This window comes from Longimicrobiaceae bacterium, from assembly GCA_035696245.1.
GTDB lineage: Bacteria > Gemmatimonadota > Gemmatimonadetes > Longimicrobiales > Longimicrobiaceae > DASRQW01.
Genome location: DASRQW010000499.1, coordinates 1 through 16,459, shown reverse-complemented (window position 1 = coordinate 16,459; position 16,459 = coordinate 1). Strand labels below are relative to the sequence as shown.

8 protein-coding genes are annotated in these 16,459 nt (G+C 71.1%); 7 read left to right on the top strand and 1 reads right to left on the bottom strand.

All coding sequences use genetic code 11. From position 1 onward, the window contains the following. The 4 genes from VFE05_22410 to VFE05_22395 all read left to right on the top strand — a co-directional run. The coding region (locus VFE05_22410; protein HET6232846.1) for a hypothetical protein at positions 1–317 on the top strand (317 nt) is incomplete at its 5' end. Between the two features lie 510 nt (positions 318–827). Continuing rightward, entirely contained in the window at positions 828–4,028 is a 3,201-nt protein-coding gene (locus VFE05_22405) for an amino acid adenylation domain-containing protein (GenBank protein ID HET6232845.1), read from the top strand. A gap of 600 nt (positions 4,029–4,628) precedes the next feature. Next, entirely contained in the window at positions 4,629–7,916 is a 3,288-nt protein-coding gene (locus VFE05_22400) for an amino acid adenylation domain-containing protein (GenBank protein HET6232844.1), read from the top strand. Between the two features lie 447 nt (positions 7,917–8,363). Continuing rightward, complete coding sequence (locus VFE05_22395; GenBank protein ID HET6232843.1) at positions 8,364–13,076, top strand: amino acid adenylation domain-containing protein; 4,713 nt, start codon at positions 8,364–8,366, stop codon at positions 13,074–13,076. A gap of 80 nt (positions 13,077–13,156) precedes the next feature. Here VFE05_22395 and VFE05_22390 read toward each other — a convergent pair whose 3' ends face one another. Next, the gene (locus VFE05_22390; protein ID HET6232842.1) at positions 13,157–13,573 is read right to left on the bottom strand and encodes a hypothetical protein; all 417 of its coding nucleotides are present in this window, start codon (positions 13,571–13,573) and stop codon (positions 13,157–13,159) included. 508 nt (positions 13,574–14,081) lie between these two features. Here VFE05_22390 and VFE05_22385 point away from each other — a divergent pair. The 3 genes from VFE05_22385 to VFE05_22375 all read left to right on the top strand — a co-directional run. Further along, positions 14,082–15,500 (top strand): M28 family metallopeptidase, encoded by a 1,419-nt coding sequence (locus VFE05_22385; protein ID HET6232841.1) that lies wholly within the window; start codon positions 14,082–14,084, stop codon positions 15,498–15,500. Positions 15,501–15,591: 91 nt separating this feature from the next. Continuing rightward, the gene (locus VFE05_22380; protein HET6232840.1) at positions 15,592–15,969 is read left to right on the top strand and encodes an MmcQ/YjbR family DNA-binding protein; all 378 of its coding nucleotides are present in this window, start codon (positions 15,592–15,594) and stop codon (positions 15,967–15,969) included. 256 nt (positions 15,970–16,225) lie between these two features. Then, positions 16,226–16,459 (top strand): hypothetical protein (locus VFE05_22375; GenBank protein ID HET6232839.1); only part of this gene is annotated, 234 nt, incomplete at its 3' end.

Genomic DNA, 16,459 nt, shown 5'->3' with positions numbered 1-16,459 from the left:
GCTACGGGAAGATCGGCCTGGCGCTGGTGGAGAAGGCGCCGGAGTTCTGGACGATCAAGCTGCTGCTGATGTCGTGCCGGGTGATGTCGCGCGGCGTGGGCACCATCATGATGAGCCACATCATGAGCGAGGCGAAGAACGCGGGCGCCAAGCTCCGCGCCGAGTTCAAGCCCAACGGCCGCAACCGGATGATGTACGTGACGTACAAGTTCGGCGGCTTCAAGGAGATCGGGACGGAAGGCGACCTCACGATCTTCGAGCACGGGCTGGAGACGGTGCAGCCGTTCCCGGAGTACGTGGATGTGAAGCTGGACTGAGAGGGGCCCTCACCCGGCTCGTAAAACTCGCCTGCCCTCCCCCGCAAGCGGGGGAAGGCACGGCGTCCACGGCGGGATCGGGTTCCAGGCTCTGCGGTTGCCTCCTCGCTGCCGGCTCGGTGGAGGACTCGCGCTGCGCGCTGCGGGAGGGGCGGGTCGAGCGGCATCGCGCGGGCGGCTGGCGAGCGGCTGCGAACATGGATTTCGACGCCAGGGCGCCGCCGCCGGGGACGATGCTTCGGCCCGCGATCCCGCTCCAGCCGCACGCCGTTGCAGTTGGTCCGCGCAGGCGGACTTTGCGCAGTCGTTGCCGCGGTTTCAACCGCCAGGGCGATGCCGGGGCGGCTCCCGCCTCGGCCGATCGTCACCGAGGCTCCTGAATCGTCGTATCGTCACGAAACGGCCTCCCGTTCATCCGCCGGATGGGCGGGTCGTCCCGCATCTACCGAGCAGTATCGCGTTCCTCCGCCGCAGCGCGTATCCGCGGCACACTCCCGAGTGGCTGAAGGCATGAACAAGCAGAACGTCGAAGACCTGTATCCGCTCTCTCCGCTCCAGCAGGGGATGCTCTTCCACACGCTGTACGAGCCGGCGCTGCACGCGTATACCGAGCAGGTGGTGGTGCGCCTGGAGGGGCCGGTGCAGGCCGACGAGCTGCGGCGGGCGTGGGGCGCGGTCATGCAGCGGCACGCGGTGCTGCGCACGGGCTTCGTGCTGGAGGGCGTCCCCAAGCCGCTCCAGGTGGTCTTCCGCTCGCTACCGCTGCCCTTCGACGTGCTGGACCTGCGCGGTCAGACGGAGGACGAGCGCGACGCGGCCGTGGAGGCCCTGCGCGCGGCGGACGAGGCGCGGCCGCTGGAGCTCACGCATCCTCCGCTGCTGCGGCTCACGCTGGTGCTGGAAGAGGAGGGGATGAACCGGCTCCTGCTCACCTTCCACCACATCCTGCTGGACGGCTGGTCGCTGGGGATGATCATCGACGAGTCGCTGGAGATGTACCTGGCCGGCGTGCGCGGCGACACACCGGCGCTGCCACGGGCGCGGCCGTTCCGCGAGTACATCTCGTGGCTGGGCAGGCAGAGCCTGGCGGACGCGGAGGCGTTCTGGCGCGGCGCGCTGGCGGGCTTCACGCAGGCGACGCCGCTGGCGACGGAGCACGCCGCTCCCGGCGCCGCGGTGCGAGAGTACGGCCGCCTGTCGCTGCCGATCCCGGACCCGCAGCTGGCCGCCATGCGGGACATGGTGCGCCACCACAAGCTCACGCTCAACACGCTGGCGCAGGCCGCGTGGGCGCTCGTGCTCGCCCGCCAGAGCGGCGAGGACGACGTGGTGTTCGGCGCCACCGTCTCCGGCCGGCCGGTGGGGCTGGAGGGCGTGGACGGCATCGCCGGTCTCTTCATCAACACGCTGCCCGTGCGGGTCAAGGTGGACGAGGGCACGGCGCTGGTGCCGTGGCTCCAGGCCGTGCAGACCACGCAGAGCGAGGCGCGCCAGTACGAGCACGCGCCCCTGGTGGAGGTGCTGGGCTGGAGCGAGGTGCCGCGCGGCGACCCGCTGTTCGAGAGCCTGCTCGTGTTCGAGAACTACCCGCAGCGCCCGGACGACGAGAGCCACGACGCGCTGCGCGTGGTCGGCGCCTGGTCGCAGGAGCACACCAACTATCCGCTCTCGGTGGTGGTCGCGCCGCTGGGCGACGGCATGGAGGTGCGCGTCAACTTCGACGCGGGCCGCTTCTCGGCAGATTCGCTCACGGCGCTGGTGGAGCGCTTCATCGCCGTGATGGGCGCGATGGCGGCGAACCCCGACGGCCGCGTGCGCGACCTCCCGGCGACGTCGCCGCGCGACGTGGGGCGGCTGGCGGCGTGGAACGACACGGCGCGCCCGCATCCCACCGACCTCTGCATCCACCATCTCTTCGAGGCGCAGGCGGCCCGGACGCCGCACGCGCCCGCCGTCGTCCACGCGGCGGAGACGCTGACGTATGCGGAGCTGGATGCGCGGGCCGGCCGGCTGGCGCGGCATCTCCAGTCGCTCGGCGTGGGACCGGAGACGCTGGTGGGCGTGTGCATGGAGCGCACGCCGGAGATGGTGGTCGCGCTGTTCGGCGTGCTCAAGGCAGGCGGCGCGTACGTGCCGGTCGACCCCAAGTACCCGGCGGACCGCATCGCGTACATGCTGGAAGACACGCGGGCGCCGGTCGTCCTCACCCACGCACACCTGAGGGATCGCCTCCCATCCACCGAAGCCGTCGTGGTTTCGGTAGATGCGGACTGGGCGGCGATCTCCGCGCAGCCTGCGGAGAAGCTGCCGGTGGACGTGCGGCCGGAGAACGCGGCGTACGCCATCTACACGTCGGGCTCCACCGGCCGGCCGAAGGGCGTGCACATCGAGCATCGCAGCACGGTGGACGTGCTGCACTGGCTGCGCGACACCGTGAGTGACGAGGACCGCTCGGCGGTGCTCGGCTCGACCTCGATCTCCTTCGACGTGTCCATCGCGGAGATCTTCGGGACGCTTTGCTGGGGCGGGAAGCTGGTGCTGGTGGAGAACGCGCTCGCGCTGGCCGATCTTCCCGCCGGGCACGAGGTGCGGCTGGCGAGCATGGTGCCCAGCGCCGCGGCCGAGCTGCTGCGGATGGGCGCGATCCCGCAGACCGTCCGCACCCTGAACGTGGGCGGCGAGCCGCTGCCGAACGCGCTGGCGCAGGGACTCTACCGCCTGGGCCATGTGGAACGCGTGCTCAACCTGTACGGGCCGACGGAGGATACGACGTACTCCACGTGCTCGGTGGTGGAGCAGGGCGCGCCCAAGGTGCTCATCGGCCGGCCCGTCGCGAACACGCGCGCACACGTCCTCGATCGTGCGCTGCGGCCCGTGCCTGTCGGCGTTCCGGGCGAGCTGTACCTGGCGGGCGACGGGCTGTCGCGCGGCTACCTGAACCGCCCGGAGCTTACCGCGGACCGGTTCGTCCCCGACCCGTTCGGCGAGCCGGGGGCGCGGATGTACAAGGTGGGCGACCTCGTGCGCTATCTGCCCGACGGCAACCTGGAGTACCTGGGCCGCCTGGACCACCAGGTGAAGATCCGCGGCTTCCGCATCGAGACGGGCGAGGTGGAGGCCGCGCTCGCCGCGCTGCCCGGCATCTCCGAAGCCGCCGTGGCCGCGCACGACGACGCCACGGGCGACAAGCGGCTCGTGGCCTACGTGGTCCCAAAGGCGAACGCGGGCACGCTGGACACCACCGCGCTGCGCGGCCTGCTGCGGCGCTCGCTGCCGGAGTACATGGTGCCCAGCGCCTTCGTGACGCTCGATGCGCTGCCGCTGACGCCCAACGGCAAGGTGGACCGCCGCGCCCTTCCCGCACCCGACACGGCGAGCCTGGACGGCCGGCACGAGTACGTCGCTCCGCGCACGGCCGAGGAAGAGCAGGTGGCCTCCGTCTTCGCGCAGGTGCTGGGGCGCGAGCAGGTGGGCGTGGACGACGACTTCTTCGAGCTGGGTGGTCACTCGTTGAAGGCGATGCAGGTCGTCTCGCGCCTGCTGGAAGCCACAGGCACGCAGATCCACCTGCGCCACGTATTCGAGACGCCCACCGTGGCCGGCCTCGCCGCCCTCCTCGCCAGCCGCGACGACGAGATGCTCGCCGCCCTCATGGCCGAGCTGGACGGCCTGAGCGACGAGGAAGCCCGCGCTCTCCTCGCCGACGGCTGACGAGCCGGCACTTCGACCGGTTCGGATGCGATGCGACGGCGGGTTGGACCGGGGTGGCGGCAATCGCCCTGGCGGGTCAACCCGCGGGCTGCAATGGCAAAGGCCGCCTACGTGGCCTGCTGGCCGCAGCATCGTTGCGAAGGGATACGTCGGTGCAGCCGCAGGGCGGTCCGACACGCAGGTCGGCCCCTACCGGTTGGGAGCTTTCGCGGTGCTGTGGAGGCTGCTCGACCCTCCTCGCGCAGCGCGCAGCGCGAGTCCGCCAGAGGCGCGGCAGCGGGGAGGCCGTTCGTAGAGCGCGGAGCCCCCCGCATGCTCCACCGCCGTGCCCTCCCCCGCTTGCGGGGGAGGGCAGGCGAGTTTTACGAGCCGGGTGAGGGCCATCCGCGACGGGGTGGCGAGAACATACCGTTTGACGCATATTTGTAGACTTCTCCGCACCCGCTACCCCGTTGCAGCATGCGTTTACGGGAGATGCACGGCCGGGCACGACGTCGCCCGGCGAGCGGCATCCCTGCGGATGCGGAGAGGGAACCCACGCAAGCCCAAGAGCCTCGCCCGCGTCCGCACCAGCGGGGCGCGGGCTTCTGCGAACGGTAGATGAGCGACACTCTGGAACGCCTGGCGGGCCTCTCGCCGGAGCGGCGCAAGCTGCTGGAGTTGCGGCTGAAGAACGCGAAAGCGGCATCGGCGTCCGCCGAAGCCCCGGCGGCGTCCCGGCGCGAAGGCGGCACCTTCCCGCTCTCGTTCGCGCAGCAGCGGCTGTGGCTGGTGGACCGGCTTCAGCCCGGCGGCAGCGCGTACAACATGGGCGTGTCGCTGCGCCTCTCCGGCCCGCTGGACGTACCCGCGCTGGAGCGCGCGCTGGACGAGATCGTCCGCCGCCACGAGACGCTGCGCACCACGTTCGCGGATGCGGACGGCTCGCCGGTGCAGGTCATCGCCCCCCACGCGCCGCGGGGGCTCCCGGTCGTGGACCTCTCCGCATCTCCCGAGGCCGAATCGGAAGTGCGGCGCCTGTCGGCAGAGGAAGCGCGGGCGCCGTTCGACCTGAACGCCGGGCCGCTCTTCCGCACGCTGCTGCTCCGCTCGTCATCCACCGAGCACGTGCTGGTGCTGACGATGCACCACGTGGTGAGCGACGGGTGGAGCATGGGCGTGCTGCTGGGCGAGCTCTCCGCGCTCTATCCCGCGTTCGAGGCGGGCCAGCCGTCGCCGCTGCCTGAGCTTCCGCTCCAGTACGCGGACCACGCGGTGCGGCAGCGCGAGCAGCTCGCGGGCGCCGCGCTGGAGCGGCAGGCGGCGTACTGGAAGGAAGCGCTCTCCGGCGCCCCGGCGATGCTGGAGCTGCCGGCCGATCGTCCGCGCCCGCCCGTGCAGTCCATGCGCGGCGCCGCGTACGCCTTCCCGCTCCCCGCCGCCGCGGGCGCACGCCTGGCCGCCCTCGCGCGCGAGGAAGAGGCGACGCCGTTCATGGCCCTGCTGGCCGCGTGGCAGCTCCTGCTGTCGATGGAGAGCGGGCAGGACGACGTCGTCGTCGGCACCCCCATCGCCAGCCGCACGCGGCCGGAGCTGGAGGGGATGATCGGCTTCTTCGCGAACACGCTGGCGCTGCGGGCGCGCATCGATGCGCGCGAGAGCTTCCGCGCGCTGCTGCTGCGCGTGCGCGAGGCCACGCTGGGCGCCTACGACCACCAGGACCTGCCGTTCGAGAAGCTGGTGGAAGAGCTCCAGCCGGAGCGCAGCCTGGGCCACTCGCCCGTCTTCCAGGCCGTCTTCTCGCTCCAGGGTGCCACGCCGCAGGCCGCGCAGCCCATGGGCGGCGTGGAGATGCGCATCGAGCGCGCGGAGCCGCAGCCCAAGTTCGACCTCTCGCTCACGCTGTTCGAGGCTCCCGGCTCGCTCACCGGCTCGCTGGAGTACGCGTCGGACTTGTTCGACCGCGCGACGGTGGAGCGCATCGCCCGCCATCTCTCGCACCTGCTGGAGCAGGCCGCCGCGCACGCGGACGCTCCGCTCGCGCACCTCGGCCTCGTCCCGGGCGACGAGCGGGCGCTGCTGCTAGGTGGTTGGAACGGCACGGTTTCGGGAGATGCGGATCCGCGCCCCGTCCACCTCGTCATCGCGGAGCAGGCGGCCCGCACGCCAGACGGCGTCGCCCTGGCGTTCGGGGACGAGGAGACGACGTACGCGGAGATGGACGCGCAGGCGAACCGTCTCGCGAACCATCTTCGGCGAATGGGCGTGGGCGCGGACGTGCCGGTCGCCATCTCGCTGGAGCGTTCGGCGGAGCGCATCGTCGCCATGCTCGCTGTGCTGAAGGCCGGCGGCGCGTTCCTGCCCGTCGATCCCGCGTACCCGGCCGAGCGGCGCGCGTACATGCTGGCGGACTCCGGCGCGCCCGTGCTGCTCACGCACTCCGCGCTCGCAGCGGACCTGCCGGACCATGCCGCCCGCGTCGTTCTCATCGACGCCGCGGCGGGCGAGATCGCGGCGGAGAGCGGCCAGGCGCCTTCGGTAGATGCGCATCCCGAGAGCCTGGCGTACGTCATCTACACGTCGGGCTCCACCGGCCGGCCGAAGGGCGTCATGGTGCCGCACGGAGGCGCCGCCAACATGGCGCGCGCGCTGGCGGACGGGTTCCGCGTGACGGCGGACAGCCGCGTGCTCCAGTTCGCGTCGTTCAGCTTCGACGCCGCGGTCGAGGAGGTGCTGACCGCGCTGGTCACCGGCGCCACACTCGTGCTGGCGCCGCAGGACGAGATGATGCCCGGCGCGCCGCTCGCCAAGCTGCTCCGCGACCGGCGCGTCACCAACGCCACGCTCCCGCCCTCCGCGCTCGCCGCGATGGAGGAGACGGATTGCCCGCATCTCCGCTCCCTGACCTCTGCGGGCGAGGCGCTTACGGCGGAGCAGGCGGGGCGCTGGTTCGCCGGCCGCCACTTCGTCAACGCGTACGGCCCGACGGAGGCGACCGTCTGCGCCACGATGTCGGACGATGAGGACGGGAGCCGCAAGCCCACCATCGGCCGGCCGGTCCCGAACGCGCGCGTCTACGTCCTCGGTGGCGGAACGACGCTGCGGCCGATCGGCGTGCCGGGCGAGATCTGCGTGGGCGGCGTGGGCGTGGCGCGCGGCTACCTGCGGCGGCCGGGGCTGACGGCGGAGAAGTTCGTCCCCGATCCCTTCGCGGCGGACGGCACGCGCCTCTACCGCACCGGCGACCGCGGGCGCTGGCTGGCGGACGGGCGGCTGGAGTACCTGGGGCGGATGGACGAGCAGGTGAAGGTGCGCGGCTTCCGCATCGAGCCGGGCGAGATCGAGGATGCGCTGCTGCGGCTGCCCGGCGTCGCTTCTGCCGCCGTCGTGGCTCGCGAGGACGTGCCCGGTGACGTCCGCCTCGTCGCGTACGTCGTCCACCGCGCCGGTGCGGAGCTTCCGTCTGCCGGGGAGATGCGGGACGCGCTGCGGCGGGAGATGCCGGAGCACATGGTGCCCGCCTTGTACGTGACGGTGGATTCGATCCCCCTCACGCCCAACGGCAAGGTGGACCGCCGCGCCCTCCCCGCGCCCGAGCGCCCCGCCGACACCTACGTCGCGCCGTCCACGCCCACGGAAGAGGCGCTGGCGTCGCTCTGGGCGGAGCTGCTGCGCGCGGAACGTGTGGGGTCGGGGGACAACTTCTTCGACCTGGGCGGCCATTCCCTCACCGCAACGCAGATGATCTCGCGGCTGCGAGGGCCGTTCGGCGTGGAGCTTCCCCTCCGCGCGCTGTTCGAGGCGCCCACGCTCGCCGGCCTCGCCGCCCGCATCGACGCGGCGAAGGCCGGCGGCGAGCGCGCCCTGCCGAAGATCACGGCGATCTCGCGGGCGTCGCGGCGGGGGTGAGAGGGCCCTCACCCGGCTCGTAAAACTCGCCTGCCCTCCCCCGCAAGCGGGGGAAGGCACGGCGGTGGAGCATGCGGGGGGTTCCGCGCTCTACGAACGGGCTCCTCGCCGCCGCGCCTCCGGCGACTCGCGCTGCGCGCTGCGGAGGGGCGGCGGGTCGAGCAGCATGGGTGCGGACTGCCAAGTCCGAATGCGCCGAGATTGGATCGTGCGAAGAAGGTGCGGCAGCAGCCCGCGCAGGCGGGCTTCGCGCCTTTGTAGCCCGCGGCTTTAGCCGCCCGGGCGATGCGGGCGACTCGGCTTCGAACATCAGCGATGCCGCGGCCAATCCTCATTCGAAGCGCGGCGCCGCCCTGCGTTTCGAACGTTGGGCACCGAGGGCCGGGCACGCGCCCGGAAGCAGTTCGCCGGATCGAACATCAAACCACCTGAACGGATAGCGGAACCATGGACAGCACCACCGGAACGGCGCCTCGCGCGGGTCTCTCCGACGCCAAGCGCGCCCTCCTCGAGGCGCGCCTCAAGGGCACGGCCAAGCCCGTCGCCCCCCGCAACCCCATCGTGCGGCGCGGCGGCGGGCCCGTGCTGCCCATGGCCTATGCGCAGGAGCGCATGTGGTTCCTGGACCAGATGGAGCCGGGGACGTGGTACTACAACATCCCCGTAGCCGGCTTCATCGACGCCACCGTCGACATCCCCACGCTGGAGCGGGCGCTCACCGAGATCGTGCGGCGGCACGAGGCGGTGCGCACCACCTTCCGGCTGATCGACGACGTGCCGATGCAGATCATCAACCCGCCCTTCGAGATCAAGATCGAGGTGGAGGACCTGCGGGGCCAGCTGGGCCACGACCGCGTGGGCGACGTGCGCCGCCTGGTCACGCGCGAGGGCTCGATCCCGTTCGACCTCGCGACCGGGCCGCTCTTCCGCGCCAAGCTGTTCCGCATCTCCGACGACGAGTACGTCATCCTCCTCACCCTGCACCACATCATCACCGACGGCTGGTCGATGCCGCTGGTGACGAAGGAGATGGAGGACATCTACGACGCCTTCCTCAAGGGCCTCCCGTCGCCCTACGACGAGCTGGAGGTGCAGTATGCGGACTACGGCCAGTGGCAGCGCGAGTACCTGACGGGCGACACGCTGCAGAAGCAGCTCGACTACTGGCGCGGCAAGCTGGAAGGCGCTCCGGCGCTGGAGATGCCCACCGACCGCCCGCGCCCTGCCGAGCAGAGCTTCCGCGGCGACATCTACCGCTTCGTGATGCCCAAGCGCGTCACCGACGCGGTCAAGGAGGTCAGCCGCCGCGAGGGCGTGACGATGAACATGACGGTGATGACCGCCTTCAACATCCTGCTCCAGCGCTACTCCGGGCAGGACGACCTGGTGGTCGGCACCCTCATCGGCAACCGCAACCGGGCCGAGACCGAGGCGCTGATCGGCTACTTCGTGAACACCGCCGCGCTGCGCTTCGACCTCTCCGGCGACCCCACCTTCCGCGAGGCGCTGGCCCGCGTGCGCAACGGGGTGCTGGAGGCCGACGAGCACCAGGACCTGCCGTTCGAGCGGCTGGTGGACCACCTCAAGCTGGACCGCGACCTCAGCCGGCACCCGCTGTTCCAGGCGATGTACTTCCACCACACCTTCGTGGCCGCGCACAACATTGGCGACACGCGCAAGGAGTCGAAGCTGGAGGTGCGGCCGTTCTACGAGAACGGGGTGAACCTGGTGGACATGGGCATCAGCAAGTTCGACCTGATGCTGGCCACGCTCGAGATGCGCGGCGAGATGCCGTCGATGATCGAGTACTCGGCCGACCTGTTCGACGAGGCCACCATCGTCCGCTTCGCCCAGCACCTGGAGACGCTGCTCCTCTCCATCGGCGCCAACCCGGACGAGCGCATCTCGCGCCTGAGCATCACCACGCAGGTGGAGGAGGCCGAGGAGGCGCGCTGGTCGCAGGGCCGCCGCGTGGACACGCCCGAGGTGCAGGTGCAGCGCCTGTTCGAGGAGCGCGCCCGCGAGCACCCGGACGCCGTGGCCGTCTCCTTCGGCGGCCAGGCGACGACGTACGGCGAGCTGAACGCCGCGGCGAACCGCATCGCCCACAAGCTTCGGGAGATGGGCGCCGGGCCGGAGACGCGCGTGGGCGTCTGCCTGGAGCGCACGCCGCGCATGCTGGCGGCGGTCATCGGCGCGCTCAAGTCCGGCGCCGTGTACGTGCCGCTGGACCCGCGCTACCCCGCCGCGCGCCTGGCGCACGTCCTCTCCGACTCGGGCGTCCCGATCGTCCTCACCGAGACGGCCGCGCGCGCATCGCTGCCCGAAACCTCGGCGCAGGTCGTCGTCCTCGACGCGCCGGGCGCGCTGGACGGGGCCGCGGAGACGGACCCGGAGCCGCTGGGCGGGCCGGACAACCTGATGGTCGTCATCTACACCTCCGGCTCCACCGGCCTGCCCAAGGGCGTGGAGGTCACGCACCGCGGCGTGGTGGACCTGATGCACTGGCTGCACCGCGAGATCCCGGCGGACGACTGGAGCAGCGTGCTCGCATCGACCTCCGTCGCCTTCGACGTCTCGGTGGGCGAGATCTTCGGCACGCTCACGGCGGGCGGGCGGCTGGTGATGGTGGAGAACGCGCTGGAGCTGGCGTCGCTCCCGTCCGATGAAGAGGTGAAGATGGTCGTCACGGTGCCCACCGCCGCGGCCGAGCTGCTGCGGATGGGCGCCTTCGACGGCCGCGTGCAGTCCATCACCATGGCCGGCGAGCCGCTGCCCGCCGCCCTGGCGCGCGACCTGTACGCCGAAGGCAAGCTGCGGACGGTGCGCAACTTCTACGGGCCGACGGAGGATACGGTCTACTCCAGCGGCCAGGTGATGGAGCCCGGCGCCGAGCGTTCCACCATCGGCGGGCCGATGAGCAACGCGCGCTGCTACGTCCTGGACGCCGACCTGCGCCCGCAGCCCGTGGGCGTGCCGGGCGAGATGTGGCTGGCGGGCAGCGGCCTGGCCCGCGGCTACTCCAACCGTCCCGCGCTCACGGCCGAGAGCTTCATCCCCGACCCGTTCGGCGACCCCGGCTCGCGCATGTACCGCAGCCGCGACCGCGGGCGCTGGCTGGCGGACGGCACGCTGGAGGTGCTGGGGCGCGTGGACACGCAGGTCAAGATCCGCGGGCACCGCATCGAGCTGGGCGAGGTGGAGACGGTGCTCCGCGCCCACCCGGGCGTGAGCGACGCCGCCGTGGTCGTGCGCGAGGACGGCGGCGCGCGCCGCCTGGCCGCGTACGTCGTGGGCCGCGGCGAGGAGGCGCTGACCGGCGCCGCGCTGCGCACGCACCTGAAGGAGCGCGTGCCGGAGTACATGGTGCCCGCGTCGATCACGGTGATGGACGCGCTGCCGCTCACCGCCAACGGCAAGGTGGACCGCCGCGCCCTTCCCGCGCCCGACGCCGCCCGCGACGAGGCCGCGGCGGAGTTCGTGGAGGCGCACGGCGCGGTGGAGGAGACGCTGGCCCGCATCTGGGCCGAGGTGCTGCGCATGGAGAAGGTGGGCGTCCACGACAACTTCTTCGAGCTGGGCGGCGACTCCATCCTCAGCATCCAGGTGATGTCGCGGGCCTCGCAGGCGGGCCTCCGCCTCACGCCCAAGCAGATGTTCCAGCACCAGACCATCGCCGAGCTGGCGCCCGTGGCCGGCACCGCCGCGCAGGTGGAGGCGGAGCAGGGCCCCGTCACCGGCCCGGCGCCGCTCACCCCGGCGCAGCACTGGTTCCTGGAGATGGGCTCGCCGGAGCCGCACCACTTCAACCTCGCCTTCTCGGTCGACCTGCGGGACAGGGTGGATGCGGGGATGATGTCGCGCGCCGTCGCCGCCGTGCTGGAGCACCACGACGCGCTGCGCAACCGCTTCGCCCGCACGGCGGACGGCTGGACGCAGACCGGCACCGAGCCCGTGGGCGAGGCGCCGTTCGAGAGCCACGACGTCTCGGCTATGGACGCGGCGGATGAAGAGGCGGAGATGGACCGCCGCGCGCGGGCCGCGCAGACGTCGCTGGACATCGGCAGCGGGCCGATGCTGCGCTTCGTGCACTTCCGGCGCGGGGCGGGGAAGCCGGACCGCATGATCGTCATCGCCCACCACCTGACGATGGACGCGGTGAGCTGGAGCTTCGTTCAGCAGGACCTGGAGACGGCGTACACGCAGCTCGCGGCGGGCGGCGAGGTCCATCTCCCCCGCAAGACCACGTCGTTCAAGCGCTGGGCCGAGAAGCTGGTGGAGCACGCCGCGTCCCCCGCCCTGCGCGCCGAGGCGGAGCACTGGCTGGCGGAGACCGGCGGCGGCTCGTCGCCTCTCCCCGTGGACCACGCGGGCGGCGAGAACACCGACGGCGCGAGCGACCACCTCACGGTCAAGCTCTCGGTCGAGGACACCGCGGCGCTGCTCACCGACGTGCCGCAGGTGTACGGCACGCAGATCAACGACGTGCTGCTCACCGCGCTCACCCACGCCTTCGCGGGCTGGACGGGCAGCGACGAGCTGCTGATCGACCTGGAGGGCCACGGCCGCGAGGACCTGTTCGAGACGGTGGACCTGTCGCGCACCGCGGGCTGGTTCACCTCCATCTTCCCCGTGCGCCTCTCCACCCCGGGCGCCTCGCAGGCCGGCGAGTCGCTGAAGACGGTGAAGGAGAAGCTGCGCTCGGTGCCCGGCAAGGGCGTGGGCTACGGCATCCTGCGCTACCTGTCGGACGATGCGGAGCTGCGCGCGGCGCTGGCCGGCGGCGGCAAGGCCGAGGTCAGCTTCAACTACCTGGGCCAGTTCGATGCAGGCTCCGGCGCCGGCTCGTTCTTCGCTCTCGCCGAGGCGGAGCTGGGCCCGGCACGCTCCCCGCGAGGCCTCCGCCCGCACCTGCTGTCGGTGGACGCGATGGTCGCCTTCGGGCAGCTGGAGCTGACGTGGACGTACGGCACCGCGGTGCACGACCGCGCCACCGTGCAGCGCCTGGGCGACGCGTACCTCGGCGCGGTGCGCGCCCTCATCGCCCACTGCAAGGACCCCGAAGCCGGCGGCTTCACCCCGTCGGACTTCGAGATGGCCGGCCTGGACCAGGGCGGCCTCGACGCCCTCATGGCCCAGCTCGGCGACCTCGGCTTGTAGGCGAACGCCAGCACCCATCGACGACGAAGGGGGTGAGCCACCGCGGCTCACCCCCTTCCGTCCATTCTTCTCGCGCGATCTTACTTCCCGGCCAGGTTCGTCCAGTACCAATCCTCCGCCTCCTTCAGCACCTCGCGGATAGACGGTACATCAGCGGGTTCCAGCCGCGTTACGGTCTCCTCGCCGGTGCCGAGAACATCGCGCCGATGAACGTGATGGAAGGATCGGTGGTCCGCGTGGGGGCTATTGTACCGGAAGATTGTGCCGCGATTCAGAAGGACTGCATTGTACCGGTAGAAGGTGAGTTGAAACCTCGGCCTTCCACCTCCCCCGAACCAGGAGCGGCGTACCCTCAGCTCCTCCTCGATCTCCACGCGGATGTCGCCCTCGCACCCGATCACGCCGACGAGCCTTAGCCCGGTCGGCTCCGTCTGGACTCGGAGATCGTCGGAAAGACGGAAGCCGCTGCGTACTGCCTGTGCAATCTCCTGGGCCAATCCATTGATGTATTGACCGGATCTGCGGGGGGAGAACTTATCGCGCGCCACGCTTCCCGAGCCGGAGGTGCTGCATGGCACCACGCAGCCGGTCCAAGAGCGAAACCCGAGGTCCCGCGATGGCCCGTTCCATCTCGAGCAACGTGCGCTCGCGCTCGGCGGGGCTCATTTTCATCAAATCGCTGAGGTAGACTTCCATAGGACCTCTGCTCGGAGGAGCGCCGATAACGCGCGTACGACGGATAGAATTGTAGAGGTTGCACATGCTGTTTGTCAATTGTCCCGAGAGAGCCCGCGTGTGGCGATAACTGTTTGTGTATGTGCCGTTTATGTGAGGGTGTTCTGCGTTCCATGAACGCCGGGTCCGCACGTGTTTTCCCCAGCGATGTTGGGATTCCAAGGTAACTCTCCGACACCGAAGTTCGGCGGGAGTTTCGGATTCGCTTCGGTGGATGTACGTTGTCCGGCGGCATTCCTCCCCATCCAAACTCCACACGTGGACTCGCCCATGACCCGATCCTGGCGCCTTTCCGCCGCGTCGCTCTTGCTCGCGCTCTGTGCCGCCGCGCCCTCCGCCGCGGCCGCGCAGGGCGGGCCCATCGCCGACCGCTACCGTACCGACGCGAACCGCCTGATCCAGGCGGCGCTCCGCGACAGCGCGGCGTGGAACCGCCTCGCGACGCTCACGGACACGTACGGCGCGCGTCCCAGCGGCTCGCAGAGCCTGGAGCGCGCCATCGACTGGGTGCTCGCCGAGATGCGCCGCGACGGCCTGCAGAACGTGCGCGGTGAGCCCGCCATGGTCCCGCACTGGGTCCGCGGCGACGAATCGGCCGAGCTGATCGCGCCGCGCGCCACGCCGCTGCACATGATCGGGCTGGGCGGCAGCGTGGGCACGCCCGCGGGCGGCATCACGGCCGACGTGCTGGTGGTTGGCAGCCTGGAGGAGCTGGCAGCTCTGCCCGCGGGCTCCGCGCGCGGCAAGATCGTGGTTTTCGACGAGCCGTTCGTCAGCTACGGGCAGACGGTGCGCTACCGCTCGGCCGGGCCGCAGGCGGCGGGGAAGGCCGGCGCGGTGGCGGCGCTCATCCGCTCGGTGTCGTCGTTCTCCATCCAGAACCCGCACACCGGCGCCATGCGCTACGCCGCCGACACCACGGTCGCGAGGGTCCCCGCCGCCGCGCTGTCGGTCGAAGACGCCATGATGCTGCACCGCATGCAGAACCGCGGGCAGCGCCTGCGCATGCGGCTGAGCATGGGCGCGCACACGCTACCCGACGCACCCTCGCGCAACGCGGTCGCCGAGATCGTGGGCAGCGAGCGGCCGGACGAAGTGGTGGTGTTGGGCGGCCACATCGACTCGTGGGACGTGGGGCAGGGCGCCATGGACGACGGCGGCGGCAGCGTCGCCGCGTGGGAGGCCGTGCGGCTCATGAAGCAGCTGGGCCTGCGGCCGCGCCGCACCGTTCGCGTGGTGCTGTGGACCAACGAGGAGAATGGCACCCGTGGCGGCCAGGCGTACCGCGACGCCCACCGCGCCGAGCTGGCGAAGCACCAGGTGGCGATGGAGAGCGACAACGGCGTCTTCAAGCCGGGCGGCTTCCGCTTCCAGGGCAGCGACGCGGCGCTCGCCGTCGTCCGGCAGATCGCGAGCCTGCTGGAGCCCATCGGCGCGGGCAGGGTGGAGAAGGGCGAGGGCGAGGCCGACGTGGACCCCATCATCGCGCTGGGCGTGCCAGGGCTGGCGCTGGATGTGGACGGCACGCGCTACTTCTGGTATCACCACAGCTCCGGCGACACAATGGACAAGCTCGATCCGCACGACATGGCGCTGTGCGTGGCCACCATGGCCGTCATGGCCTACGTCGCCGCCGACATGCCCGACACGCTCCCGCACGAGGTTCCGCCCGCTGATCAAGGGCACTGAGCCGCGGGCCTTCCATGACGAGAGACGGGAGACGCGGCCTCGCATCTCCCGTCTTCACGTCGCACCGTCTTCTTCCAACCAGGGATGACCGATGACCGAATCGGCGGCACACGGTTCACCGGGTGAGTTGGCGGGCTGGCAGACGGTGAAACGGCTCGCGGCCGGTCTGCCCGAGGTGGAGGAAGGGACGTCGTACGGCACGCCTGCGCTGAAGGTGAAGGGCAAGCTCTTCGCCCGGCTGTGGGAAGACGGTGACACGCTTGTCCTCAAGGTGAACCTGTTCGAGCGCCGCTTCCTGATGGACGCCGAGCCGGAGACGTTCTTCATCACCGACCACTACCGCGACTACCCCGCCGTCCTCGTCCGCATCTCGGCCATCGCGGAGGAAACACTGCGCGAGCGGCTGACGGAGTCGTGGCGCATGGTCGCCCCCAAGCGCCTCCTCGCCTCCTTGGAAGCCGGCTGCTGATCCACAGGTAAACGATTCCACCGTAAGCAGTTCTCCCCTTTCCCGCTTGCGGGGAGGGGCCGGGGGAGGGGCACCATTCCGCATGCACCACATCTTCGCCTCCGCACGAGCCACACAGCTTCTTTGGCTGAATCCACACAGCTTCTTTCGGTGAATCCCGTCACTTGCGTTCCCGCGCGCTATGTCGTTGACGGCGCGCTGCTTGCTTCGTGCGTCACGAACGTGTGGACGCAACGATGAGAGGGATGGTGGAGCGATGACGAAGAGGCTGTTCGATGCGGTGGCGCCGAGGTTGGCGCAGAGCCGGGGCGGGAGGACGATCGGGAGATGGGCGACGGTCGCGCTGCTGGCGGCGACGGCGGGTTGCTCGGACGTGGGACTGTCCACGGGCGTGCCGCAGCCGGGCACGGAGACGCATCCGGGCTTCGACACCAGCATCTACCCCGGCGATGCGGCGATGCGGACGTGGCGCACCTCATCGCCGTATGAG

Coding starts and splice junctions, on each gene's coding strand:
- VFE05_22385 (HET6232841.1), top strand. CDS start 14,082: ATGACCCGATCCTGGCGCCTTTCCGCCGCGTCGCTCTTGCTCGCGCTC.
- VFE05_22400 (HET6232844.1), top strand. CDS start 4,629: ATGAGCGACACTCTGGAACGCCTGGCGGGCCTCTCGCCGGAGCGGCGC.
- VFE05_22405 (HET6232845.1), top strand. CDS start 828: ATGAACAAGCAGAACGTCGAAGACCTGTATCCGCTCTCTCCGCTCCAG.
- VFE05_22395 (HET6232843.1), top strand. CDS start 8,364: ATGGACAGCACCACCGGAACGGCGCCTCGCGCGGGTCTCTCCGACGCC.
- VFE05_22380 (HET6232840.1), top strand. CDS start 15,592: ATGACCGAATCGGCGGCACACGGTTCACCGGGTGAGTTGGCGGGCTGG.